General features: G+C 71.5%; 23 protein-coding genes. 14 read left to right on the forward strand and 9 right to left on the reverse strand.

The features are described 5' to 3' along the window. Nucleotides 1-143 precede the first annotated feature (143 nt). Nucleotides 144-488 carry a histidine triad nucleotide-binding protein gene (locus KIS93_RS47960; RefSeq protein ID WP_080041942.1) on the reverse strand — a complete coding sequence of 115 codons (345 nt, stop codon included), beginning with the start codon at nucleotides 486-488 and terminating at the stop codon, nucleotides 144-146. Between the two features lie 292 nt (nucleotides 489-780). Here KIS93_RS47960 and KIS93_RS47965 point away from each other — a divergent pair, with 292 nt between their 5' ends. Together KIS93_RS47965 and KIS93_RS47970 are read left to right on the forward strand one after the other, a co-directional pair. Then, a complete protein-coding gene (locus KIS93_RS47965) occupies nucleotides 781-1,293 on the forward strand; it encodes a SigE family RNA polymerase sigma factor (protein ID WP_080047132.1) in 513 nt (170 codons plus the stop codon). After that, the gene (locus KIS93_RS47970; RefSeq protein ID WP_080041943.1) at nucleotides 1,290-1,934 is read left to right on the forward strand and encodes a hypothetical protein; all 645 of its coding nucleotides are present in this window, start codon (nucleotides 1,290-1,292) and stop codon (nucleotides 1,932-1,934) included. Before KIS93_RS47965 ends, KIS93_RS47970 begins: the two co-directional genes overlap by 4 nt. 9 nt (nucleotides 1,935-1,943) lie before the next feature. On the opposite strand, the gene KIS93_RS47975 is transcribed toward KIS93_RS47970, so the two are convergent. Genes KIS93_RS47975 through hrcA form a run of 3 tightly spaced genes read right to left on the reverse strand, consistent with a single transcriptional unit; the run spans nucleotide 1,944 to nucleotide 4,827 of the window. Then, nucleotides 1,944-2,669 carry a 16S rRNA (uracil(1498)-N(3))-methyltransferase gene (locus KIS93_RS47975; protein ID WP_080041944.1) on the reverse strand — a complete coding sequence of 242 codons (726 nt, stop codon included), beginning with the start codon at nucleotides 2,667-2,669 and terminating at the stop codon, nucleotides 1,944-1,946. Continuing rightward, nucleotides 2,666-3,805: a molecular chaperone DnaJ gene (dnaJ, locus tag KIS93_RS47980; RefSeq protein WP_080041945.1), complete on the reverse strand. Its 1,140-nt coding sequence runs from the start codon at nucleotides 3,803-3,805 to the stop codon at nucleotides 2,666-2,668. Before dnaJ ends, KIS93_RS47975 begins: the two co-directional genes overlap by 4 nt. Nucleotides 3,806-3,816: 11 nt before the next feature. After that, nucleotides 3,817-4,827: a heat-inducible transcriptional repressor HrcA gene (hrcA, locus tag KIS93_RS47985; protein WP_080041946.1), complete on the reverse strand. Its 1,011-nt coding sequence runs from the start codon at nucleotides 4,825-4,827 to the stop codon at nucleotides 3,817-3,819. Between the two features lie 480 nt (nucleotides 4,828-5,307). On the opposite strand from hrcA, the gene KIS93_RS47990 reads away from it, so the two are divergent. Genes KIS93_RS47990 through KIS93_RS48000 form a run of 3 tightly spaced genes read left to right on the forward strand, consistent with a single transcriptional unit; the run spans nucleotide 5,308 to nucleotide 7,336 of the window. Beyond that, on the forward strand, nucleotides 5,308-5,796 hold the full coding sequence (locus KIS93_RS47990) for a hypothetical protein (RefSeq protein WP_230465496.1): 489 nt from the start codon (nucleotides 5,308-5,310) through the stop codon (nucleotides 5,794-5,796). 17 nt (nucleotides 5,797-5,813) lie between these two features. Continuing rightward, nucleotides 5,814-6,623, forward strand: coding sequence for a DUF3097 domain-containing protein (locus KIS93_RS47995; RefSeq protein ID WP_080041947.1), 810 nt, complete (start codon nucleotides 5,814-5,816; stop codon nucleotides 6,621-6,623). Beyond that, nucleotides 6,620-7,336 carry a DUF4870 domain-containing protein gene (locus KIS93_RS48000; protein ID WP_080041948.1) on the forward strand — a complete coding sequence of 239 codons (717 nt, stop codon included), beginning with the start codon at nucleotides 6,620-6,622 and terminating at the stop codon, nucleotides 7,334-7,336. Before KIS93_RS47995 ends, KIS93_RS48000 begins: the two co-directional genes overlap by 4 nt. On the opposite strand, the gene hemW is transcribed toward KIS93_RS48000, so the two are convergent. Beyond that, nucleotides 7,333-8,553 (reverse strand): radical SAM family heme chaperone HemW, encoded by a 1,221-nt coding sequence (hemW, locus tag KIS93_RS48005; RefSeq protein ID WP_080047134.1) that lies wholly within the window; start codon nucleotides 8,551-8,553, stop codon nucleotides 7,333-7,335. The two genes, KIS93_RS48000 and hemW, sit on opposite strands and share 4 nt — an antisense overlap. Nucleotides 8,554-8,614: 61 nt before the next feature. On the opposite strand from hemW, the gene KIS93_RS48010 reads away from it, so the two are divergent. Beyond that, complete coding sequence (locus KIS93_RS48010) at nucleotides 8,615-9,853, forward strand: styrene monooxygenase/indole monooxygenase family protein (protein ID WP_080041949.1); 1,239 nt, start codon at nucleotides 8,615-8,617, stop codon at nucleotides 9,851-9,853. 51 nt (nucleotides 9,854-9,904) lie between these two features. Then, nucleotides 9,905-11,152, forward strand: coding sequence for a glycoside hydrolase family 18 protein (locus KIS93_RS48015; RefSeq protein ID WP_080041950.1), 1,248 nt, complete (start codon nucleotides 9,905-9,907; stop codon nucleotides 11,150-11,152). Between the two features lie 234 nt (nucleotides 11,153-11,386). On the opposite strand, the gene KIS93_RS48020 is transcribed toward KIS93_RS48015, so the two are convergent. Then, on the reverse strand, nucleotides 11,387-12,013 hold the full coding sequence (locus tag KIS93_RS48020) for an MOSC domain-containing protein (protein ID WP_080041951.1): 627 nt from the start codon (nucleotides 12,011-12,013) through the stop codon (nucleotides 11,387-11,389). A gap of 135 nt (nucleotides 12,014-12,148) precedes the next feature. Here KIS93_RS48020 and KIS93_RS48025 point away from each other — a divergent pair, with 135 nt between their 5' ends. From KIS93_RS48025 to KIS93_RS48035, 3 genes are read left to right on the forward strand one after another with little or no spacing between them, the layout of a single operon-like run. Beyond that, nucleotides 12,149-12,637: a hypothetical protein gene (locus KIS93_RS48025; protein WP_155128378.1), complete on the forward strand. Its 489-nt coding sequence runs from the start codon at nucleotides 12,149-12,151 to the stop codon at nucleotides 12,635-12,637. Nucleotides 12,638-12,687: 50 nt separating this feature from the next. Then, nucleotides 12,688-13,854 (forward strand): sensor histidine kinase, encoded by a 1,167-nt coding sequence (locus KIS93_RS48030; RefSeq protein WP_155128380.1) that lies wholly within the window; start codon nucleotides 12,688-12,690, stop codon nucleotides 13,852-13,854. Next, nucleotides 13,851-14,660: a response regulator transcription factor gene (locus KIS93_RS48035; protein WP_080041954.1), complete on the forward strand. Its 810-nt coding sequence runs from the start codon at nucleotides 13,851-13,853 to the stop codon at nucleotides 14,658-14,660. The genes KIS93_RS48030 and KIS93_RS48035 overlap by 4 nt, the downstream gene beginning before the upstream one ends. Here the strand turns inward: KIS93_RS48035 and KIS93_RS48040 are convergent. After that, complete coding sequence (locus tag KIS93_RS48040; protein WP_080041955.1) at nucleotides 14,620-14,937, reverse strand: hypothetical protein; 318 nt, start codon at nucleotides 14,935-14,937, stop codon at nucleotides 14,620-14,622. The two genes, KIS93_RS48035 and KIS93_RS48040, sit on opposite strands and share 41 nt — an antisense overlap. Before the next feature lie 812 nt (nucleotides 14,938-15,749). On the opposite strand from KIS93_RS48040, the gene ccmA reads away from it, so the two are divergent. Together ccmA and KIS93_RS48050 are read left to right on the forward strand one after the other, a co-directional pair. After that, nucleotides 15,750-16,373 carry a heme ABC exporter ATP-binding protein CcmA gene (ccmA, locus tag KIS93_RS48045; RefSeq protein ID WP_080041956.1) on the forward strand — a complete coding sequence of 208 codons (624 nt, stop codon included), beginning with the start codon at nucleotides 15,750-15,752 and terminating at the stop codon, nucleotides 16,371-16,373. 193 nt (nucleotides 16,374-16,566) lie between these two features. Then, complete coding sequence (locus tag KIS93_RS48050; protein ID WP_080041958.1) at nucleotides 16,567-18,147, forward strand: DUF6297 family protein; 1,581 nt, start codon at nucleotides 16,567-16,569, stop codon at nucleotides 18,145-18,147. Nucleotides 18,148-18,167: 20 nt separating this feature from the next. On the opposite strand, the gene KIS93_RS48055 is transcribed toward KIS93_RS48050, so the two are convergent. Together KIS93_RS48055 and lepA are read right to left on the reverse strand one after the other, a co-directional pair. Continuing rightward, a complete protein-coding gene (locus KIS93_RS48055) occupies nucleotides 18,168-18,659 on the reverse strand; it encodes a GNAT family N-acetyltransferase (RefSeq protein WP_080041959.1) in 492 nt (163 codons plus the stop codon). Nucleotides 18,660-18,699: 40 nt separating this feature from the next. Next, on the reverse strand, nucleotides 18,700-20,571 hold the full coding sequence (gene lepA / locus KIS93_RS48060; protein WP_080041960.1) for a translation elongation factor 4: 1,872 nt from the start codon (nucleotides 20,569-20,571) through the stop codon (nucleotides 18,700-18,702). Nucleotides 20,572-20,585: 14 nt separating this feature from the next. Here lepA and KIS93_RS48065 point away from each other — a divergent pair, with 14 nt between their 5' ends. Both KIS93_RS48065 and rpsT read left to right on the forward strand, forming a co-directional pair. Further along, entirely contained in the window at nucleotides 20,586-21,572 is a 987-nt protein-coding gene (locus KIS93_RS48065) for a glycoside hydrolase family 18 protein (RefSeq protein ID WP_080041961.1), read from the forward strand. A 109-nt stretch (nucleotides 21,573-21,681) separates the two neighbouring features. Continuing rightward, a complete protein-coding gene (rpsT, locus tag KIS93_RS48070) occupies nucleotides 21,682-21,954 on the forward strand; it encodes a 30S ribosomal protein S20 (protein ID WP_080041962.1) in 273 nt (90 codons plus the stop codon). Nucleotides 21,955-22,036: the final 82 nt, after the last annotated feature.

Here is a 22,036-nt window from a genome sequence, read left to right on the forward strand (position 1 = left end):
CAGCGGCCTGATGCCTCCCGGTCTCTTTCGGAGTTCTTCTCCGCCCATGTTATCCGGGAGCAGGCCGATTGCTCTCGCCAATATCACGCACATGCCGCGGGGCGCGTCGCGCGCGCCCCGCCGACGCTCGTGAGCACCGCGGTTTAACCGGGCGGCCAGGTCAGCTCGCGCCCGCCGAGGACGTGGGCGTGCACGTGGAAGACGGTCTGGCCGGCGGCGGCGCCGGTGTTGAAGACGATGCGGTAGCCGCCCTCCGACACCCCGTCGATGACGGCGACCTCGTGGGCGGTCTTCAGCACCTCGTCGGCGAGCCCGTCGTCGGCGGCGGCGAGCGCCGCAGCGTCGGCGTGGTGCGCCTTGGGGATGACGAGCGCGTGCGTGGGCGCCTGCGGGTTGATGTCGCGGAACGCCAGGGTGCGGCCGGTTTCATAAACGATCTCGGCCGGAATCTCCTTGGCGACGATTTTGCAGAAGAGACAATCGCTCACCCGATCACCCTACAGATCCCCTCCCGTTGGCGAGTCCGTTGCGAATCGGTAATCACCTGTGTCGTGCGCAGGAAGATCCACACGGTTAGGGTGAGTGTGCGAGACTTCAGCAGAAAAGACGATTCAGGGTCGGGCGAGCGCCACCTGGCGAGGACACGACTGGGTAATGCACCCTAACGAACCGGGGAAACCTCAAGAACCGGCACCTCAAGAACCGGCAGGGAGTAAACCCTCTGGGAAGGCCGCGCGTCCCACTGATGTGACCACCGAAACCCTTCTGGCCGACAGGTCGATGGGGGCGGTGCCGGTCGGGTGGGATGCCGACATGGCCGTGACCGCGCTGTACAGCGCGCACTTTCGGTCATTGGTGCGTCTCGCTGTGTTGCTGGTGCGCGACATTGCAACAGCCGAGGAAGTCGTGCAGGATGCGTTCGTCGCCATCCATGGTGCCTGGCGTAGGCTGCGTGACCCCGACAAAGCACTCGCCTACCTGCGTCAGTCAGTCGTCAACAGGTCCAGGTCCGTGCTGCGTCACCGCGCGGTCGTCGAGAAGTACGCCCCCAAGGGTCTGCCGGACGCCCCGAGCGCCGAGAACGGCGCGATCGGCGAGCTGGAACGCTCCGCCGTGATCGAGGCGTTACGGGCCCTGCCGACCCGGCAACGAGAAGCACTGGTTCTACGCTACTACGGTGACTTGTCCGAAGCTGAGATCGCTCACGCCATGGGCATCAGCAAGGGCGCGGTCAAGAGCCACACCGCTCGTGGCATGGCCGCCCTGCGATCGGTCCTGGAGAAGATGTCATGACCCACCCCCCCGACGAGTACGGCGATCTCCTGCGCCGTGCGCTCCGCGCGGAGGCGGACGCGGTCGTGCCCTCGCCGGAAGGACTGGAGATCATCCGCGCGCGGATCCAGCGGCGCGGCGTACGTAACCTGTTCTGGTGGCGCGCGGGTGCGGCCGGGGTCGGCGCGGTCCTGGTGGCCGGCGCGATCGTGATGGCGGTGCCCAACCTGCGCTCCCAGATCATCGAGCAGACCGTCACCCCGGCGGGCGTCACCTCGTCCGAGGTGCCGTCCAACTCCTCGACCACGCGCTCGCACCAGCCGCCGGCGAAGGAGCCGCCGCCTCAGCAGTCGCAGCCGGTCGTCGTGGTCCCCGAGTCGTCGGCGCCGCCCTCTCCGAAGCCCACCCGGAAGGCGGGCTCGACCAGCAGGCCGTCGCCTTCGCCCTCCGCCACGCCGACTCCGTCCGACTGTCCTTCGCCGCAGGCCGAGCAGCCCGCCGACTGCCCTGAGGGCTCGCCGTCGCCGACACCGACGGCGGAGGAGACGACGGGGCAGCCTTCGGCGTGCCCGATCGAGGAGTGCCCGCCGCCCGACGAGGTGACGGAGACCCCGACCGAGCTGGCCAGCCCGCTGCTGGACAGCTCCCAGACCACGCCGTAGAGCGGGGTTCTACCAGCGTCCGGTACGGCTGAGCAGCACGGCCGCCGCCGCGACCCCGGCCGTGGAGGTCCGCAGGACCGTCGGCCCGAGCAGCACCGCCGTCGCCTTGGCGGCCCTGAACGCGGCCAGCTCCTCCTCCGACACGCCGCCCTCCGGCCCCACGACCATGACGATGTCGCCGCCGGCGGGCAGCGGCACGCCCGACAGCGGCTCGGCCGCCTCCTCGTGCAGCACGAGGCCGAGGGCCGCCTCCGACAGCAGCCGTTCGACCTGCTTGGTGGTGGCGAGGTCGGCCACCTCGGGCAGGTGGAAGCGGCGGGCCTGCTTGCCCGCCTCGCGGGCGGTGGAGCGCCAGCGGCCCAGCGCCTTGGCGACCTTGTCGCCCTTCCACTGGGTGATGCTGCGCGCGGCGGCCCAGGGGACGATGACGTCGACGCCCGCCTCGGTCATCATCTCGACGGCCAGTTCGCCCCGGTCGCCCTTGGGCAGCCCCTGGACGACGACGAGGCGGGGCCGGGGCGGCTCGACGTCGTAGCGGCGCAGCACGTCGAGGCGGAGGGCGTCCTTGAGCGTCTCGCGCACGACGCACTCGGCCACGGCGCCGGCGCCGTCGGTCAGGTCGACCCGCTCGCCGGGGCGCAGGCGGCGCACGGAGGCCGCGTGCCGCCCTTCCGGCCCGTCGAGCGTCAGCTCAGGGCCGTCGAGGCCCTGAGCGAGGAAGACCGGGACGGTCACCGGCCGTTGAAGGCGTCGCGCAGCCGGGAGAAGAAGCCCTGCTGGCCGGGCGCGAACTTGCCCGGCGGCCGCTCCTCGCCCCGCTGCTTGGCCAGCTCGCGCAGCAGCTCCTCCTGCGCGGCGTCGAGGCGGGTGGGGGTCTCGACGTTGACGTGGATGAGCAGGTCGCCCCTGCCGGACTCGTTGAGCCGCTGCACGCCGCGGCCGTACATGGTGATGACCTGCCCGGACTGCGTGCCCGGGCGGACGTCCACCTCTTCGGCGCCGTCGAGGGTCTCGACGGTGAGGATGGTGCCGAGCGCGGCGGCCGTCATCGGGATCTGGACGGTGCAGTGGAGGTCGTCGCCGCGCCGTTCGAAGATCTCGTGGTTGCGCTCGACGATCTCGAGGAACAGGTCTCCGGGCGGGCCGCCGCCGGGGCCGACCTCGCCCTCGCCGGCGAGCTGGATGTGGGTGCCGTCCTCGACGCCCGCGGGGATGCGGACCTTGATGGTGCGGCGGGTGCGCACGCGGCCGTCGCCGGAGCACTCCTGGCAGGGGTGGCGGATGATCGTGCCGAAGCCGCCGCACTGCGGGCACGGGCGGGAGGTCATGACCTGGCCCAGGAACGACCGGGTCACCTGGGAGATCTCGCCCCGGCCGTTGCACATGTCGCAGGTGTCGGGGTGGGTGCCGGGCGCGGTGCCGGCGCCGTGGCACACCTCGCACAGCACAGCCGTGTCGACGACCAGCTCGCGGGTGGTGCCGAACGCGGTCTCGCGCAGGTCGAGCTCCACCCGGATGGTGGCGTTGCGGCCCCTGCGGGCCCGGGAGCGGGGGCCCCTGCTGCCGGTGGCGGTGCCGAAGAAGGCGTCCATGATGTCGCTGAACGGGAAGCCCGCGCCGAAGCCGCCGGCGCCCGCTCCCGCCCCGGCGCCGCCGAAGGGGTCGCCACCCAGGTCGTACATCTGGCGCTTGTTCGTGTCGGACAGCACCTCGTAGGCCTGCGTGATCTCCTTGAACCGCTCCTGGGTCTCAGGATCGGGGTTCACGTCCGGGTGCAGCTCGCGGGCGAGACGGCGGTAGGCCTTCTTGATCTCATCCTGACTTGCGTCACGGCGCACCCCGAGGGTGGCGTAGTAGTCGCTGTTTGCCACTTATCGACCTCTTATGATGCAGCCAGGATCTGGCTGACGTAGCGTGCCACCGCGCGTACGGCGCCCATCGTCACGGGATAGTCCATCCTGGTCGGCCCCAGCACTCCGAGCCGGGCCAGTTGGTTGTCGCCAGAACCGTATCCGGTCGCGACGACGGATGTCCCCCGCAGGTACGGGTTTTCCGCGCCGATGCGCACGGTGAGCGCGGACGGGGTGTCGGATGTCTCGCCGAGCAGCCGCATGAGGACGACCTGCTCCTCCAGCGCCTCCAGCACGTCACGCAGGCCGGTGGCGAAGTCGGCGCCGGCGAGATTGGCGGCGCCGGCGAACACGATCTTCTCGTCGTGCCGCTCGACCAGGGTCTCCAGCAGCACCGACAGGATCGTCGCCGCCGCGGGCCGGTCTTCCGGGGCCAGCCGCTCGGGCAGGTCGGCGACCAGCTCGGGGACGCTGCTCAGGCCGCAGCCGTCGAGGCAGGCGTTGAGCACGGCGCGCAGGTGCGCGATCCGGGCCTCGTCGACCACCTCGGGCAGCTCGACCACGCGCTGCTCGACGCGGCCGGTGTTGGTGATGAGCACGAACATGATCCGCCGGTCGTTCAGCGGGACCAGCTCGACGTGCCTGACGGTCGACCGGGTGAGTGTCGGGTATTGGACGACCGCCACCTGCCGGGTGAGCTGCGCGAGCAGCCGGACCGTGCGGGTGACCACGTCGTCGAGGTCGACCGCGCCGGCGAGGAACGACTCGATCGCTCTGCGCTCGGCCGCCGACAGCGGTTTGACCTGCGAGAGCCGGTCGACGAACAGGCGGTAGCCCTTGTCCGTCGGGACGCGGCCCGCGCTGGTGTGCGGCTGGGTGATGTAGCCCTCCTCCTCCAGCGCGGCCATGTCGTTCCTGACCGTCGCCGGGGAGACCTTCAGGTTGTGGCGCTCGGCAAGCGCCTTGGAGCCCACCGGTTCGTTGGTGGACACGTAGTCTTCGACAATGGCGCGGAGCACCGCCAGTTTCCGATCGTCGAGCACGTGCTCACCTCCTGCCTCTGTCCATATCAGGAACGCGAGGTCTAGCACTCTGTGTTCCCGAGTGCCAAGTGTACGGCTCTCGCCCACAAGGTGCGATAACACCGCGTCCCACATCCTGCTTCTAGCTTCTTGGAAGCGTCTGGCCTCACACTTGCCCGTATGAGCGACGATTCCCGGCCGCCGTCGTACGGGCCCCCGCCTGGGCAGGGTCCCTACCACGGTCAACCACAGCCTCCCCAGTACGGCCCGCAGCCGGGGTCGCAGCCTGGTTTCGGCCAAGGGCCGCCGCCGCCGTATTGGCAGCCGCCGTCCGGTCCGGCCGCACCGCCGCCGTACGGTGAGGCCACCCGGTTCGGCCCGCCACCTCAGTACGGACAGCACGGCCAACAAGCCCAGTTTCCACCACGAATCAACTCCAAAGCCATAAAACCCAGCCTGTGGTGGCTGGCGGCGGCCTGGGGCGTGTTCGTGGCGTGCTGCGTGGCCGGCGTGCTCCTGTTCGGCGGCAGCGTGGCCGGCGGCGTCGCGAACCTGGCGCCGACCAGGACGTTCGCCTCCGGCGAGACCATCACCGTGCCGGTCGACCCGGCCCAGAAGCCCGGCGTCTACATCGCCAGCGACACGCGGGTCACCTACGACTGCTCCATCACCGGCGGATCCGGCCAGGCCAGGCTCGCCAGGACCACGGGCTCGCAGAAGGTCACGGCGGGCGGCGCCGTCTGGGAGCAGTTCCTCGTCATCAACGCCCCCGCCAAGGGCGACTACCAGCTCACCTGCACCAACCAGGAGCAGGCCGCCGTCCGGTACGGCGTGGGCCGCGACGCCTTCTCCGCCGTGGGCGGCATCACCGGCGGCCTGGCCGCCCTGATCCTCGTCCCCGCCGCCGGGCTGCTCGTGGCCATCGGCGGCACCATCACCGTCCTCGTCCGGCGCAGCGGCGCCCGGAAGCGCCTTGCGGTCGGCGGGTGATTTGCTACGGTCCCCGTGTGTACGAGGGCGATGTACTGGCGGGAAATTGGCGACGGCCGGGCAAGGGCAAGATCCCTAAGGTGCCCGCCGAGCCGGACCTCGTCGTGGAGGACGCCGACAGCGGCTTCTGCGGCGCCGTGGTGGCCTGCGACAAGGAGGCCGTCACTCTTGAGGACCGGTTCGGCAAGCGCCGCCTGTTCCCGCTCGCGCCCGCCGCGTTCCTGCTCGACGGCAAACCCGTGACCTTGGTACGCCCCACGGCCACCCCCTCGGCCGCCCTCCGGCGCAGCGCCTCCGGCTCCATCGCCGTGGAGGGCCTGCGGGCCAGGGTCGCCCGGCAGAGCCGCATCTACGTCGAAGGCGTGCACGACGCCGCCCTCGTCGAGAAGATCTGGGGCCACGACCTGCGCGTCGAAGGGGTCGTGGTCGAGTACCTGGAAGGCGTGGACGACCTGCCCGCCATCGTCGAGGAGTTCGGCCCCGAGCCGGGGCGGCGGCTCGGCGTGCTGGTCGACCACCTGGTGCCCGGCTCCAAGGAGAGCCGGATCGCGGCCGCGATCACCTCGCCCGACGTGCTGGTCGTGGGGCACCCGTTCATCGACATCTGGCAGGCGGTCAAGCCGTCCGTGCTGCGCATCCCCGCCTGGCCCGACGTGCCGCGCGGGGTGCCGTGGAAGGAAGGCGTCATCGCCGCGCTCGGCTGGCGCATGGAGCCCGCGCAGGCCTGGCGGCGGATCCTCGGCGCCGTCTCGACGTACACGGACCTGGAGCCGGAGCTGCTCGGCCGGGTCGAGGAACTGATCGACTTCGTTACGGAGGCACCATGAACCAGGACCCGCCCCAGCCGCCGCCCGACGACGACGCCACGCGCCGCGTCACCCCCGAAGACCTGCCGCCGGGTTACGGCTCCGGCCCTCAGTCGCCGGGCGGCTATGGCGCGCAGCCGCCCTCGTACGGACAGCCCGGGTATGGGCAGCCCGGATACGGACAGACTCCTTACGGGCAGCAACCCGGCTCGGCGCCGAACTTCGGCCAGCAGCCGCCCTCCGGCGGCTACGGACAGCCCGGCGGCTACGGGCAGCCCGGCGGTTACCCTCCTCAGGGCGGCTATCCCCCTCCTGGGGGTTACCCGCCGCCGAACCAGCCACCACCGCCGCCCGGCTACGGGTACGCCCCCGGACGGGGCGAGCCGTACATCCCGGGCAGGTTCGGCCCGCGCCCGGGCACCGACGACACCACGATGGCCATGCTGGCCCACCTCCTGGGCCTGCTCGTCTCGTGGATCGGCCCGCTGATCATCTACCTGATGAAGAAGGACGAGTCCCCCTACGTCAGGGACCAGGCGGCGGAGGCGCTCAACTTCCAGATCACGATGTTCATCGGCTACTTCGTCGCGGGCATCCTGGTGGTGGTCTTCATCGGCATCGCGCTGCTGCCGATCATCTGGATCGTGTCGCTGATCTTCCACATCCAGGCCGCGATGGCCACCAACAAGGGCGAGCGCTACCGCTACCCGTTCTCGATCCGGATGATCACCTAGACGAGCAGGTCCCGGATCAGGGCGTCGGCGAGCAGCCGCCCCCGCAGCGTCAGCACGAGCCGGCCCCGCTTGAACGGCTCCGGCTCCAGCAGCCCGCGGGCCAGCGCGCTGGCCACGGTCGTGCGCGCGCCCGGCGCCACGTCGGCCAGCGGGTAGCCGGAGTCGAGCCGCAGCTCCAGCATGAGCCGCTCGGCGTCGCGGTCGTCCTGACCCAGCACCTCGCGGGCGTGCGCGGGCGAGAGCCCGGCGGCCAGGCGCTGGGCGTAGGCGGCGGGGTGCTTGACGTTCCACCAGCGGGTGCCGCCGACGTGGCTGTGGGCGCCGGGGCCGGCCGCCCACCAGTCGCCGCCCGTCCAATAAAGCAGGTTGTGCCGGCAGCGGGCCGCGTCGGAGACCGCCCAGTTGGACACCTCGTACCAGCGGAAACCGGCCTGCGCCAGCAGCTCGTCGGCGATGAGGTAGCGGTCGGCGGCCACGTCGTCGTCGGGCATGGGCAGCTCGCCGCGCCGGATGCGGGCGGCCAGCCGGGTGCCGTCCTCGACGATCAGCGAGTACGCCGACACGTGGTCGGGCCCGGCCTCGATCGCGGCGGTCAGGGAGGCCCGCCAGTCGTTGTCGCTCTCGCCCGGCGTGCTGTAGATGAGGTCGAGGTTCACGTGCTCGAACCCGGCCTGCCGCGCCTCCCGCACGGCCGCCGCGGCCCGGCCGGGGGTGTGCCGCCGGTCGAGCACCCGCAGCACGTGCTCGCGGGCGCTCTGCATGCCGAAGCTGACCCTGGTGAAGCCGCCGTGACGCAGCTTCTCCAGATAGGAGGGGTCGACGGACTCGGGGTTGGCCTCCGTGGTGACCTCGGCCCCCGGTCTGAGCCCGAACTCGGAGTCGATCGCGGCCAGGATCCTCGCCAGGTCTTCCGGCGGCAGCAGCGTGGGCGTGCCGCCGCCGAAGAACACCGTCTCCACCGGCAGGTCCGCCTCGCCCAGGACGCGGCGCGCCAGGCGCACCTCCTCGACCACGGTGTCGGCGTAGTCGCGGTGCGAGGCGCCGGGCCCCAGCTCGGCGGCGGTGTAGGTGTTGAAGTCGCAGTAGCCGCAGCGCGTCACGCAGAACGGCACGTGCACGTAGAAGCCGAACGGGCGCTCGCCGAGGCCGCGCAGGGCGCTGTCGGGCAGCTCGCCCGAAGGGGGCGCGGGATCGCCGTCAGGCAGGGTGGATGGCACGCCTTCCAGTGTGCCCGGCTCCCGGGAGTGCTCCGATCCCATCTCGCTGAAGGGGAACACCATGGCAGGCATCGGCATCGGCATCGGCATCGGCATCGTCGGGGCGGGCATCTCGGGGCTCACCCTCGCCCTGCGGCTGCAGCAGCTCGGCATCGCGACGACGCTCTACTGCGAGAGCGACGCGGACACGTTACGCGCCAGCCGCCTGCCCGCCACCGTCGTCCGGATGGGGCACACGCGGGAGCGGGAGCTGGGCAGCGGGCACTTCCGCGACCCCGGCTGCCTCATGAGCCGGGCCAGGCTCTCGGTCAAGGGGGATCCGCCGCTGGAGTTCACGGCCGGCGTCGCCGAGCCGTTCCACGCGGTGGACTTCCGGCTGCTGCTGCCCGCGTTCATGGACGACTACGCCGGGCGCGGCGGCGAGCTCGTCGTGGCCGCCAAGCCGCCGGACGCGGCGCAGGTGGACCGCTGGTCGCGGCGGCACGAGCTGATGGTGGTGGCGGCGGGCCGGCGCTCGGTGGCCGAGCTGTTCCCGCGCGACGCCGCGCGCAGCCCATTTGAACGGCCGCAGCGGCTGCTGGCGGCCGGGCTCTACCGGGGCATCGACCTGGAGCCCCTGTTCTCGTACAACATCTCGGGTGGCGCTGGCGAGATCCTGCACATGCCCATGATGACGCGCGCGGGGGTCGTCTCCGCCGTCCTCGTCGAAGCGCTCCCCGGCGGCCCGCTGGAGCCGATCACCCGCACCCCCTGGCAGGAGGTCCCGGCCGCGCTGCGCGCGCTGCTGCGCGAGCACGCGCCGCGGCTGGCCGAGCGGGTGGATGCGGCGGCGTTCGAGCTGCTGGGGCCCGACGACCTGCTGCAGGGCGCGATCACGCCGACGGTACGGCGGCCGGTGGCCGAGCTGCCCAGCGGGCGGATCGCCCTGGCCGTCGGCGACGCCTGGATCGTCAACGACCCGATCACCGGCCAGGGCGCGAACCTGGGCTCCAAGTGCGCGTGGATCGCGGCCGACGCCATCGCGGCGGGCGGCCCGTACGACGCCGCCTTCGCCCACGCCACGGCGGAGCGGATGTGGGAGGCGGCGGCGCCGGTCGTCGACTGGACGAACGCGTTCCTGCGGCCGCCCGCCGAGCACGTCGTGAAGCTGCTCGTGGCCGCCACGACCAGGCAGGACCTCGCCGATCTCGTGCTGACGCTGTTCTCCGACCCGGCGTTCGCGTGGGGGCTGATGTCGAGCCCCGGGGAGATCGCGCGCATCGTTGACGGGGGCGAGCCGCCGCTCTACGATCGCGTCTAATTTATAGGAAAGTTTCCTATAAGACTTTGGTGCGCAGCCCGGGAGCCGCTCGTGAAGAAGAAGATCCTGATCGCACTGTCACTCTTACTCGGCCTCACGGCACTCTCCGTGCCCGCCGAGGCCCGCACCGGCTTCAAACGGGTCGCGTACTTCATCCAATGGGGCGTCTACGGCCGCAACTACCACGTCAAGGACGTCGACGTCACCGGCGCCGCCGCCAAGCTCACCCACCTCAACTACGCGTTCGGGTTCGTCAACGCCGAAGGCGCCTGCTACTCCTCCGACCCGTGGGCCGACTGGCAGCGTCCGGTGCCGGCCGAGCAGAGCGTCGACGGCGTCGCCGACGCCCCCGGGCAGGCACTCAACGGCAACCTCAACCAGCTCCGCAAGCTCAAGGCCAAACACCCCGGGCTCAAGGTGATGATCTCGCTCGGCGGCTGGACCGGCTCCAAGTACTTCTCCGACGCCGTCCTCACCCCCCAATCCCGCGCCGCGCTCGCCGGCTCCTGCATCGACCTGTGGCTGCGCGGCAACCTGCCCGGCCTCGAACCCGGCGCCGGCGCCGGCGTCTTCGACGGCATCGACCTCGACTGGGAGTGGCCCGGCTCCTCCGGCGCCGAAGGCAACGTGATCCGGCCCGAGGACAAGCGCAACTTCACCCTCTTCGTCGCCGAACTGCGCGCCCAGCTGCGCGCCTTCTCCCGCTCCGCGCAGCTCACCGCCTTCCTCCCGGCCGCCGCCGCCAAGATCGACGCCGGCTCCGAGGTACGGGACGTCTTCCGCCAGCTCGACTTCGCCACCGTCCAGGGGTACGACCTGCACGGCACCTGGGAGCCGCAGACCGGCCACAACGGCAACCTCCTCACCGACCGCCGCGACCCCAACCCCGTCCGCTACAGCGTCGACCAGACCGTCCGCGACTACCTCGCCCGCGGCGCCCCCGCCCGCAAGATCGTGGTCGGCGTCCCCGCCTACGGCCAGGGCTGGACCGGCGTCACCGCCGGCGGCGACGGCCTCTACCAGCCCGCCACCGGCCCCGCACCCGGCAAATGGGCCCCCGGCACCGAGGACTACAAGGACCTGATCTCCAAGCCCGGCAAGCGCTACCGCGACCTGCGCAGCGGCGCCATGTGGCTGTACGACGGCAACGAGTTCTGGTCCTACGACGATCCGGCCGTGCTGGTGCAGAAGGCGGCTTACATCCGGCTGAAGGGGCTCGGCGGCTCGATGATGTGGTCCATCGACCAGGACGACGCCAAGGCCTCCCTCACCTCAGCCCTGTACTCCATCCTCCGCTGACCCCCATGAAGGGGCGCGGCCCTCTCTACGACCCCGCGCCCCTTCACACCACCCACCAGCTTCGTCGCGCCACACCGCTCGCGATGAGCAACGCCCGGCCAGCGCTTCAAAACGCCCCGCCACCACGTTGGCAGCGCCACAACGCCCCATGGGCAGCAGCCCGCCATCGCGTAGGCAGCGCCACAACGCCCTCGGCAGCGGCCACGCCACTCGACACCAGGTTGCTCGACGGCCTCAGCCCAGCAGCACTCGCCCGGCCATCTCATCCCATTTCGCGTCATGCCCAGGCACGGTGAGGATGCGGCGCAGGGCGTCCCTGTCGCCGTTGCGGGCGCGGAAGTGGTCGGCCACGCTCACCCCGGCCTCGGGCCGTGAGACGAGCTGCACGTCGTCCCCCACCCCCAGCTCACCGAGCTCCACCACCCGCAGGTACGCCCCCGGCCGCCCCGCCTGCGTGAACCGCTTGACCCAGCCGGGCTCGTCCATCCAGTTGCGGAACACCACGCACGGCGTCCTCGGCCCCGTCACCTCCAGCAGGGCCGTGCCCACCCGCCACCGCTCCCCGATCAGGGCTTCGTTGACGTCGATCCCGGTGGTGGTCAGGTTCTCGCCGAACTGCCCGTGGCGCAGCTCCCTGCCGAGCTCGCGCTCCCACCAGTCGTAGTCCTCCCTGGCGTAGGCGTAGACGGCGGACTTCGGCGAGCCGTGGTTCTTCTCGTCGGCCCGAGCGTCCCCGGTGAGCCCGTTGGCGAGCACCGCGACCCGGTGCGCCACCGCGCGCTTGTCGATCGCCGTCCGCTTGAGGTTCCCCGCCCATTCGGCGTCGACCGGCGTGCCCACGTTCACAGAGAGAATGCGCATAAATAGGACGGTAATGGAGCATTCTTCACCAAGGCGAGCCGATATTGGGACGTTCTCCACCCCAGGGTGGAGATCTGACACCCTCAACCCGCAGACCGATCCGGTACGACCGCCACCTCCCTACGGTCAAATGCCGTGAACACCCTTCAGATCTCCCTGATCTCCCTCCTCGTCGTCGCGTTCGTCATCTACCGCCAGCTCCGCACCCGCCCGGCCGCAGGCGCCGCGACCCTGTACGTCGCCGGCGCCATGGTGCTCGTCGGCCTCGTCACGGGCGGTCTCTTCGACACGGCCCACCTCGCCCTCAGCCTGGCCCTCTTCCTTGTGGAGGCCGGCGCCGCCGTGGCGCTCGGGGTGTGGCGGGCGCGGACCGTACGGGTCTGGCTCGACTCCTCCGGCGTCGCCTGGTCGAAGGCCACGGGCTGGACCATCCTGGCGTGGCTGGCCTCGGCCGCGACCCGCGCCGGGCTGTACTTCGCCGGCACGGCCGTCGGCCTGACCGCCTCCACCAGCAGCGTCCTGCTCTTCCTCGGCCTCACCGTCGGCATCCAGGCGTACCTCGTGGCCCGCAGGGGCCGCGCGCTTTCCAGCACGGGGGCGCGACCGGATACGTTCGTGGGGTGATGCGTGGCCTGTCCCGAGCCGTCCCCTTCGCCCTGCGACTGGGAGTCGTCGTGCTGCTCATCGCATCCCAGCTCCAGGCCACCCCCGCCCCCGGCCTCACCGGCACCCCCCTGGCCGTCACCATCCTGACCATCGCCCTGGCCCTCAGCCTGCTCACCCCCCTCCTCCCCCCACTCCGCAACCCACCCCTTCCTCCCGCCGACTCCGCCCACCACCCCACCGGCCCGACCCCGGAGCCGCATCCGGCTCGCCGGAGCCCGTTGCGGTGGGTGGCCGGGTCGGTGGCGCGGGTGCCGCAACGGGTCATGCTGGTCTCCCTCAGCCTGGCGGTGCTCCTGTCCATCGCCCTCAACACGATCACCCGGACCGGCGTGACGATCGGCGCCCTGCTCATCTGCGTCAGCCTGGCGGTGAGCCGTCTGCCCCTCCGCTTCTCGCTCGCCGTCGGGCTCCTGGCCGTCGCGGGGCTCGTCGTGGCGGGCGAGCTCGCCGGCTCGCCGGTCGACGACGTGCCCCTCGTGCTCAGCGTCTGCCTGATCTTCCTGATCACGTACGCGGCGAAACAGCGCAAGGCCGCCAGGGCCGCCGAGGCGCGGGAGGCCGTACTGGCGGAGAGGGCGAGGATTGCCAGGGAGATCCACGACATCCTCGCCCACTCGCTGTCCGCCCAGCTCGTCCACTTGGAGGGCGCCAAGCTGCTGCTGCGCGCCGACCGTACGGCCGAGGCCCTCGACCGCGTCACCCGCGCCCGCGACCTGGCCAAGTCGGGCCTCGACGAGGCGCGGCGCGCCGTCTCCGCCCTCCGCGAGGACCCGCCCGCCCTTCCGGCCGCCCTGCGCACGCTCGCGGACGACTTCGAGACCACCGCCCACCGGCCCTGCACGCTACGCATCTCCGGCCCCGAGCTCCTTCTCCCGCCGGAGACGGAACTCGCCCTCCTGCGCACCGCCCAGGAAGCCCTCACCAACATCCGCCGCCACGCCCCAGGCAGCCCGGCCCAGGTAACGCTGACCTTCGCCCCCGACCACTGCGACCTGCGCATCACCAACCCCACCTCCGCCGAGCCCGGCACCCCTGGCGGCGGGTACGGCCTCGTGGGCATGCGCGAACGCGCCGAACTCCTCGGCGGCACGCTGACGGCGGGCGAACGGGACGGCGCCTTCCTCGTCCACCTGAGAGTCCCCGTCCCTCGGGAACGCGGGAGGTTGCGCGCATGATCAGGGTCGTCGTGGTGGATGACCAGGCCGTGGTGCGTGAGGGGCTGGTGCTGCTGCTCGGCCTGTTGCCGGGGATCGAGGTGGTCGGATCGGCGGGCGACGGTGAGGCCGCGTTGCGGATCGTCGAGAACGAACGGCCGGACGTCGTGCTGATGGATCTGCGCATGCCGCGCATGGACGGCGTGGAGGCCACCGGCCGCATCCGCGCCGCGTACCCGGACACGCAGGTCGTGGTGCTCACCACGTACTCCGACGACGAGTCGGTCTTCGCGGCTCTGCGGGCGGGTGCTCGCGGGTTTCTCACGAAGGACGCCGACGCCGACGACATCGCCTCGGCCGTGGCCACGGTGATGCGCGGTGACGCCCAGCTCGACCCCACGGTGCAGCGTCGGCTCCTCGACACCATGGCCCCTCCCCCTTCCACGACCTCCACCCCTTCCGCACCGGTAACGCCCCCCACACCGGGCACCGCCACCAATTCACCGCCTCCGCCCACCTCCGACCCGGCCCCTGTCCCTCCCGCCGTGGCCGGAACGCACGCGGCCGTGCCGGACGCGGGCCGAAGCTCCGGTCGGGCGGTGACCGGAGGGACAGGCATGGGGATGCGGGGGTTGACCCCGCGGGAGGTCGAAGTGCTGAGGCTCATTGCCGAAGGGTTGTCGAATGCGGAGATCGCCGGTCGCCTCTACATCACCGAGGCCACCGTCAAGACGCACATCAACAACCTCTTCGCCAAGGCTCAGCTGCGGGACCGCGCCCAGGCCGTCACCTACGCCTATCGTCACGGCCTGGCGCACCCTGGTTGAGCTGGGACTCCTCGTCGAAGCCCGCGAGCTGTAACAGCGTCTCCAACGCCGCCTGCCTGGTCTCCTCCACGGAGGCGCCGCGCTCGCCGAAGCACTCGGCGGCTACGTCGAGCAGGGTCGCCACGACGGCCGCGTCAGGGTAGGGCACGTCCACGAGGACGGTGCCGTCGGCGCCCTCCTCGCGGTCGTCAAGGTGGCGCCTCAGCAACCGCCGGGTCTCCTCCGCCACAGCGACCCCTAGCACCGCGGCCCGCTCGAATCGCTCAGAAGCAATCACGTCACCCTCCAGTCGCACAGGTGTTCGGAATAGAAGGTACGCGGCGGCACCGACAGAATCGCCTACGTCGCCGGGGTTCTGGGCGGGCGAGTGCGCGCCGGGGGTGAGTGGCGAGCATCCGGGGCGGCGGATGTGCGGCCGGGCGGGTGCACGACCGAGTAAGGGGCAGGTGCGCGGCCGAGGTGGGGTGAGCGCGCGGCCCGGTGGGCGGTGAGCATCCGGGGTGGCGGGTGTGCGGGCGGACGGGCGAGTGGGTGCTCGAAGGGGCGGGTGGGCGGTGGGCATCCGAGCCGGCGAGTGCCGGGGCCGGGTCGGGCTGGCTGATGCCGCCAGCCGAGCGGGGGTGCGCACCCACGGTGAGCGGCAAGCGCGCGGGCTGGTGAGCGGGTGGGCCGGTGAGCGGGTGGGCGAGCATCCGGACCGGCGGGTGGCGCCCAGGGTGAGCGGAGAGCATTCCAGGCGGCGAGAGTGCGGCCCGGCAGGCGGGTCGGCGGTGAACATCCGGACGGGTGGGTGCGTGATCGAGGTCGGCGGGTGTGCGGCCGGTCAGGGGGCGAGAGGCGAGCGTGCGGGCTGATGGGCGGATAGGCAGCGATATCCGAACGGGGGTGCGTGGCCGAGATAGGCCGGTGTGCGGGCCGGTCGGGGGTGAGCGGCGCGTGCGGGCTGGTGGGCGGATGCGGCAGCGAGTATCCGAGGTGGGCGAGTGCATGGCCGAGGTAGGCGGGGGTGGTCGGTCAGGGGTGAGCGGGTGGGCGGGTGAGCGGGTGGGTGGGTGCGCGGGTGGGGGGTGGGGTCGCTACGCTCGAACGGTGTACGACTCGATCATCGGTGTGTCTGCCCTGACGGTGGAGCTCGGCGGTAATCCCGTGCTTCGTGATCTGAGCCTGTCTGTGGCGCCCGGGGAGATCGTGGCCGTGGTCGGCCCGAATGGCTCCGGGAAGTCCACCCTGCTGCGTTGTCTGGCCGGGTTGCAGCCGGTCACGGCTGGGGAGGTGCGCGTGTTCGGGCGGGCGCCGGCCGACGATGCCGCGTTCTGGGGGCGGGTGGCGTTGCTGGGTGATGAGCCGGCCTGGTATCCGGGGCTCACTGCTCGTGAGCATCTGGAGCTGATGGGGGCCGTGCACACCAGGGCCAGGATGACGGTGGACGCGGCGCTGGAGTTGTTCGCGCTGGAGGAGCGGGCCGACGCGCCGCCGCTGAACCTGTCCACGGGTCAGCGCCAGCGCCTTTCCCTGGCCGCCACGCTGCTGCGGCCGAGCACGCTGCTGCTCCTCGACGAGCCCGAGCGGGGGCTGGACAAGGGCTTCCGGGCCGAACTCGCCGATCTGCTCACCGAGTACGCCGACGAGGGCGGCACGGTCGTCATGGCCACTCATGATCAGGGCCTGGCCGCCATCGGCCGTCAGATCGCCCCTTCCGGGGTGACGGCATGACCAAAGGTAGCGGCTCGACCGGAGGTGACGGCCCGACCGGAGGTGACGGCCCGACCAAAAGTGGCGGCCCGACCGGAGGTGACGGCCCCACCGGAGGTGACGGCCCGACCGGAGGTGACGGCCCCACCGGAGGTGACGGCCCGACCAAAAGTGGCGGCGCGACCAGGGGTGATGGCATGGCCAGGGTGATGGCATGACCGGTGGTGACGGCGTGACCGGGGCGAGCGGGGGTGATGTCCGGACCCTGCGGGCGTACGTGCGCTCGCGCACCCGCACCCCCGCCAGCCTGATGGACCGCTACGTCTCCGTCTTCTGCCTGCTCATGCTGATCGCCGTGGCCGGCAGGCCCGTGTCCGGGGTGCTCGCGAGCCTGGCGGTGCCGGGTGAGCCGGCGCGTATGGGGGCGGGGGTGGCGTTGCTGGCGCTGGCGCTGGCCGGGTTCCTGGCGGCGGCGCGGGGGGCAGGGCCTGTCCTGCTGCCCGGTGCGGACGCCTCCTGGCTGCTGCTGTCGCCGCTGAACCGGCGGCACGTGCTCGCCCGGTCGGCGCGCCTGCTGCTCGGGGTCGCGGCGGTGGCGGGTCTGCTGCTCGGGATAGGGCTGCTGGCCGTGCTGGGCGCGCCCGACCAGCTCGTGTGGCGGGTGCTGGGCGCGCTGGTCGTGGGGGTGGCCGCGGCGGTGGGCGGGATGGCGCTGGCCGTGCTGGGGCAGGCGTCCGAGTCGTGGCGGGTGTGGCTGACCGGCGGGATGGCCCTGCTGCTCGCGCTGGCCGTGGTGGCGGTGACGGGTCAGCTCCGTGCGGTGCTGGCGGTCGCGGCGAGCGCTCCCCTGCCGACTCTCACCGCCGCCGTGTCCGGCGCCGCCGTGCTGTCCGGCCTGCTGGTACGGCAGGCGTGGGCCACGCTCGACCGGATCCCCACCCGTACGCTCGTGACCTCCTCCACCCGGGCCGGTCATGTGGCGAGCGCGGCCATGTCGCTCGACCCCGGCGCCCTCACCTGGATCGCCGAGGACAACCACTGGCGGGCCAGGAAGCTCGCCTCCCGGCGCTGGCCGTCGCTGCCCGCGCCGTTGTCACTGCCCGCGCCGTTCGCGCTGGCCTGGCAGGACTGGCGGCGGCTGGCCCGCAGGCGCGGCCGGCTGGCGGCGGTGGCGGGGAGCGCCGCGCTGCCGGCGGTGCTGGCGCAGGCGGGCGGTCCGCCGGTGGTGCTCGGGCTGGCCGTGCTCGGGGGTGCGCTGGCGGTGGCGTCGCTGGGCACGTCCGGTGCGCGCAGGGACGCCGACAATCCCGCCCTGGCCAGGCTCATCGGGGTGGGCAGGCGGCAGGCGCTGGCGGCCCGCGCGGCCCTGCCGGCGCTGCTGGCGGGAACGTGGGCGGCCGTCGCGCTGGCCGGTCTGACGCTCGTCTCCGGGGTCGGGGCCGGGGCCGGGGTCGGAGTGTGGGCGAATGGGGCGCCCATCGATCTCATGGTCTCCGGGGGCGCGGCGTGGTGGTGGTTCGGGCCGCTGGCCGCGCCCGCGCTGGCCGCCGGGGCCCTGCGGATGGCCCGGCGCCCTCCCGTCGATCACTCGATGCCCGTCATCGACACGCCGGGCGGGGCCGTGCCGACCGGCCCGCTCTTCTGGGCGGCCACCGGCCCTGACCTGGCCCTCCTCGGCTGCCTGCCCACGGCGGCGGCGCTGGCCTCCCAGCCGACGGCCCTGGCCCCGTTCCTGGTGGCGCAGGCAGTGCTGAGCGTGCTGGTGCTCCTGGGGTTCCTGATGCGGGCCGAGTAAGGAGCCCCAAACGGGGGCGGTCAGGCCACGTACACGTCGCTGGGCACGCCTCCGTACGGGATGGTCCGGTCCTTGCGCATGCCGGCCCGCTCCGCCACCCGGTGTGACGGCAGGTTGACGTCCCTGATGACGGCCACGACGGTGCCCAGCCCCTTGCCCACCCGCAGGGCGGCGCGGGCGAGTTCGACCGCGTACCCGTGCCCCCAAGCGGACGGCCGGAAGCGGTAGTACAGGTTCAGCACCTCGGCCCCGTCCACGACGGCGTGGCGCAGGCCGCCGAAGCCGAGGACGTGCGGGTCGCCGGGCAGGCGGGCGGCCCAGTAGCCGAGGCCGCGTTCGTCCCAGTCGGCCAGCCACAGGTCGAGCATGGCGCGGCTGGACTCCAGGTCGGTGACGGGGCCGCTGGGGTGGTAGACGCTGGTGCGGGGATCGGAGTGGATCTCGTGGACGGCGTCGAGGTCCTCCGGCATCACCCGGGACAGGACCAGACGCGCCGTCTGCACCGTTTCCATACGTTCAGGGTATTCAGGGCGCCCCCGCCCGGAAAGCGGCCTACTTCTTGGTCTTGTCGGCGCTGGAGTCGGTGGACAGCGCGGCGACGAAGGCCTCCTGCGGCACCTCGACCCGGCCGACCATCTTCATCCGCTTCTTGCCTTCCTTCTGCTTCTCCAGCAGCTTCCGCTTGCGGGAGATGTCACCGCCGTAGCATTTGGCCAGGACGTCCTTGCGGATGGCGCGGATGTTCTCGCGGGCGATGACGCGGGCGCCGATGGCGGCCTGGATCGGCACCTCGAACTGCTGCCTGGGGATCAGCTCGCGCAGCTTCTTGGCCATGTCGACGCCGTAGCCGTAGGCCTTGTCCTTGTGGACGATGGCGCTGAAGGCGTCGACCGCCTCGCCCTGCAGCAGGATGTCGACCTTGACGAGGTCGGCCTCCTGCTCGCCGGCCGGCTCGTAGTCGAGCGAGGCGTAGCCGCGGGTGCGCGACTTGAGCTGGTCGAAGAAGTCGAAGATGATCTCGCCGAGCGGCAGCGTGTAGCGGATCTCGACCCGGTCTTCCGACAGGTAGTCCATGCCGAGGAGCTGGCCGCGCCGCCCCTGGCAGATCTCCATGATCGCGCCGATGAACTCGGCGGGGGCGAGGATGGTGGACTTGGTGACCGGCTCGAAGACCTGCGCGATCTTGCCGCCGGTGGGGAACTCGGACGGGTTGGTGACCGTGAGCTCCTTGCCGTCCTCCATGACCACGCGGTAGACGACGTTGGGCGCGGTGGAGATCAGCGACAGGCCGAACTCCCGCTCCAGCCGCTCGCGCACGATCTCCATGTGCAGCAGCCCGAGGAAGCCGACGCGGAAGCCGAACCCGAGCGCTGCCGACGTCTCGGGCTCGTAGACCAGCGCGGCGTCGTTGAGCTGGAGCTTGTCGAGCGCCTCGCGCAGCTCGGGGTACTCGTCGCCGTCGATCGGGTAGAGGCCGGAGAACACCATCGGCTTGGGGTGCTCGTATCCGGCCAGCATCTCCTGGGCGGGCTTGCCGGCCGAGGTGACGGTGTCGCCGACGCGCGACTGGCGCACGTCCTTCACGCCGGTGATGAGGTAGCCCACCTCGCCCACGCCGAGGCCCAGCTCGGCGGGCTTGGGCTCGGGCGAGATGACGCCGATCTCCAGCGTCTCGTGGGTGGCGTTGGTGGACATCATCAGGATGCGCTCGCGCTTGCCGAGGTGCCCGTCGACGACCCGGACGTAGGTGACGACGCCGCGGTAGGTGTCGTAGACCGAGTCGAAGATCAGCGCCCGCGCGGCCGCGTCGGCGACGCCGACCGGGGCGGGCACCGTGGCGACCACGTGGTCGAGCAGCTCGCGCACGCCCTCGCCGGTCTTGCCCGACACCTTGAGCACGTCGGACGGGTCGCAGCCGATCAGCCCGGCCAGCTCCTCGGCGAACTTCTCCGGCTGCGCCGCCGGCAGGTCGATCTTGTTGAGGACGGGGATGATGTGCAGGTCGGCGTTCATGGCCAGGTAGAGGTTGGCCAGCGTCTGCGCCTCGATGCCCTGGGCGGCGTCGACCAGCAGGATCGCGCCCTCACACGCCTGCAGCGAACGGGAGACCTCATAGGTGAAGTCGACGTGCCCGGGGGTGTCGATCATGTTGAGCACGTGGCCGTCCCACGGCAGCCGGACGGCCTGCGACTTGATCGTGATGCCGCGTTCGCGCTCGATGTCCATCCTGTCGAGGTACTGGGCGCGCATGGCGCGTTCTTCGACCACGCCGGTGATCTGCAGCATCCGGTCGGCAAGGGTCGACTTGCCATGGTCGATGTGCGCGATGATGCAGAAGTTGCGGATCAACGCGGGGTCGGTCTGGCCAGGCTGAGTGCGCACCGAAGTCCGTTTCGACAGGGTTGAGGTCAAGCAGTCTTCCATGGTGACATGCCCGGGTGATTGCCCGAACCGTCATCCGCCGCGGCCTGCGCCTGCTCGCGCTTGCCTTGGCCATCGCGGTCGCGCTGGGCGGCCTTCTCGCCGCGGCGCTCCGCATCCAGTTTACCGGTGCGCCGGCAGCCTGGGCGAAGAGCACCGGGAACGACGCCTTATGGCTGGGCCACGCCTGGGTGGACGGCCGCCGCACGGAGCAGGACGTCGAGCGGCTCGCCGTACGGCTGCGCGCCACGGGCATCAAGGACCTGTACGTCCACTCCGGCCCCTTCGAGTGGGACGGCCGCCTAGATCCCGCTAAATATCCCAACGCCGGAAATTTCGTTCAATGGGTGCGAAAGCACTTACCGGGCCTCCGCGTCTCCGCCTGGCTCGGCCAGGCCGTCAAGAACGGCCTCGACCTCGACGACCCCCAAGCCCGCGAGAACGTCCTGGCCGGCGTCGCCGCCATCATGAAGCAGGGCTACGACGGCATCCACTACAACTTCGAGCCCATCGGCGACGGCGACACCGCCTTCCTCGACCTCCTCGACCGGACGAGGCGGCACACGAAGCTCCTGTCCACCTCCACCCCGCAGATCGAGCCGTACCTGGGCATGCGCCTGACCGCCCGGGCGGTCCTGGGTCACGACAAGTACTGGTCCGAGGGATATTTCCGGCAAGTGGTGGCCCGCGTCGACCAGGTGGCGATCATGACGTACGACTCCTTCACCCCGGCACAGTCCCTCTACGGCGGCTACGTCGCCCGCCAGGCCGCCCTCGCCCTCGACCTGGTCCCCGAGTCGAAGGCCCTCTACATCGGCGCCCCGGCCTACCACGACCACGGCATAGCATGGGCGGACGAGGCGGAGAGCGTCGCGATGGCCGCCGAGGGCGCCAGGCTGGCGCTGACGGAGCACGGCCGCCGCGAGCGGTTCGGGCTGGCCCTCTATGTGGACTTCGCGGCCACCGAGGAGGATTGGCGCGAGTACATGACGCGGTGGCGTTGATTTGAGCAGCCGCCTGAGTTATTGGTAACCTGGGCAACTGCGTGTGGCGCGCCCTCTCTCGAGCCCGCGCGCCCCGTCCATCACTTCAGACTTTCACCGAGGCTTCTTCGTGGCGAACATCAAGTCCCAGATCAAGCGCAACAAGCAGAACGAGAAGGCTCGTCTGCGCAACAAGGCAGTCAAGTCCTCGCTGAAGACGGCGGTCCGCAAGTTCCGCGAGGCCGCCGAGCAGGGCGACGTCGAGCAGGCCACCGCGCTGCAGCGGGCTGCCGCCCGTCAGCTCGACAAGGCCGTCAGCAAGGGCGTCATCCACAAGAACCAGGCCGCCAACCGCAAGTCGGCGATCGCCAAGCAGGCCGCCGCGCTGGCCGCCGCCAAGTAATCCGGCGAGCAAGCACGGCCAGGTAAGCACGGCCGGGTAAGCACGGCACTCCGAAACGCCGCGCCTCGCGAACGCGAGGGGC

The organism is [Actinomadura] parvosata subsp. kistnae (assembly GCF_900323885.1).
Lineage (GTDB): Bacteria > Actinomycetota > Actinomycetes > Streptosporangiales > Streptosporangiaceae > Nonomuraea > Nonomuraea composti.

Bases quoted from the DNA above. Each gene is read 5' to 3' on its own strand.
- KIS93_RS48050 (WP_080041958.1), top strand. From the start codon at position 16,567: ATGACCGGTGGTGACGGCGTGACCGGGGCGAGCGGGGGTGATGTCCGG.
- lepA (WP_080041960.1), bottom strand. From the start codon at position 20,571: ATGGAAGACTGCTTGACCTCAACCCTGTCGAAACGGACTTCGGTGCGC.
- KIS93_RS47970 (WP_080041943.1), top strand. From the start codon at position 1,290: ATGACCCACCCCCCCGACGAGTACGGCGATCTCCTGCGCCGTGCGCTC.
- KIS93_RS48000 (WP_080041948.1), top strand. From the start codon at position 6,620: ATGAACCAGGACCCGCCCCAGCCGCCGCCCGACGACGACGCCACGCGC.
- KIS93_RS48020 (WP_080041951.1), bottom strand. From the start codon at position 12,013: ATGCGCATTCTCTCTGTGAACGTGGGCACGCCGGTCGACGCCGAATGG.
- KIS93_RS48010 (WP_080041949.1), top strand. From the start codon at position 8,615: ATGGCAGGCATCGGCATCGGCATCGGCATCGGCATCGTCGGGGCGGGC.
- KIS93_RS47965 (WP_080047132.1), top strand. From the start codon at position 781: ATGGGGGCGGTGCCGGTCGGGTGGGATGCCGACATGGCCGTGACCGCG.
- KIS93_RS48055 (WP_080041959.1), bottom strand. From the start codon at position 18,659: ATGGAAACGGTGCAGACGGCGCGTCTGGTCCTGTCCCGGGTGATGCCG.
- KIS93_RS48035 (WP_080041954.1), top strand. From the start codon at position 13,851: ATGATCAGGGTCGTCGTGGTGGATGACCAGGCCGTGGTGCGTGAGGGG.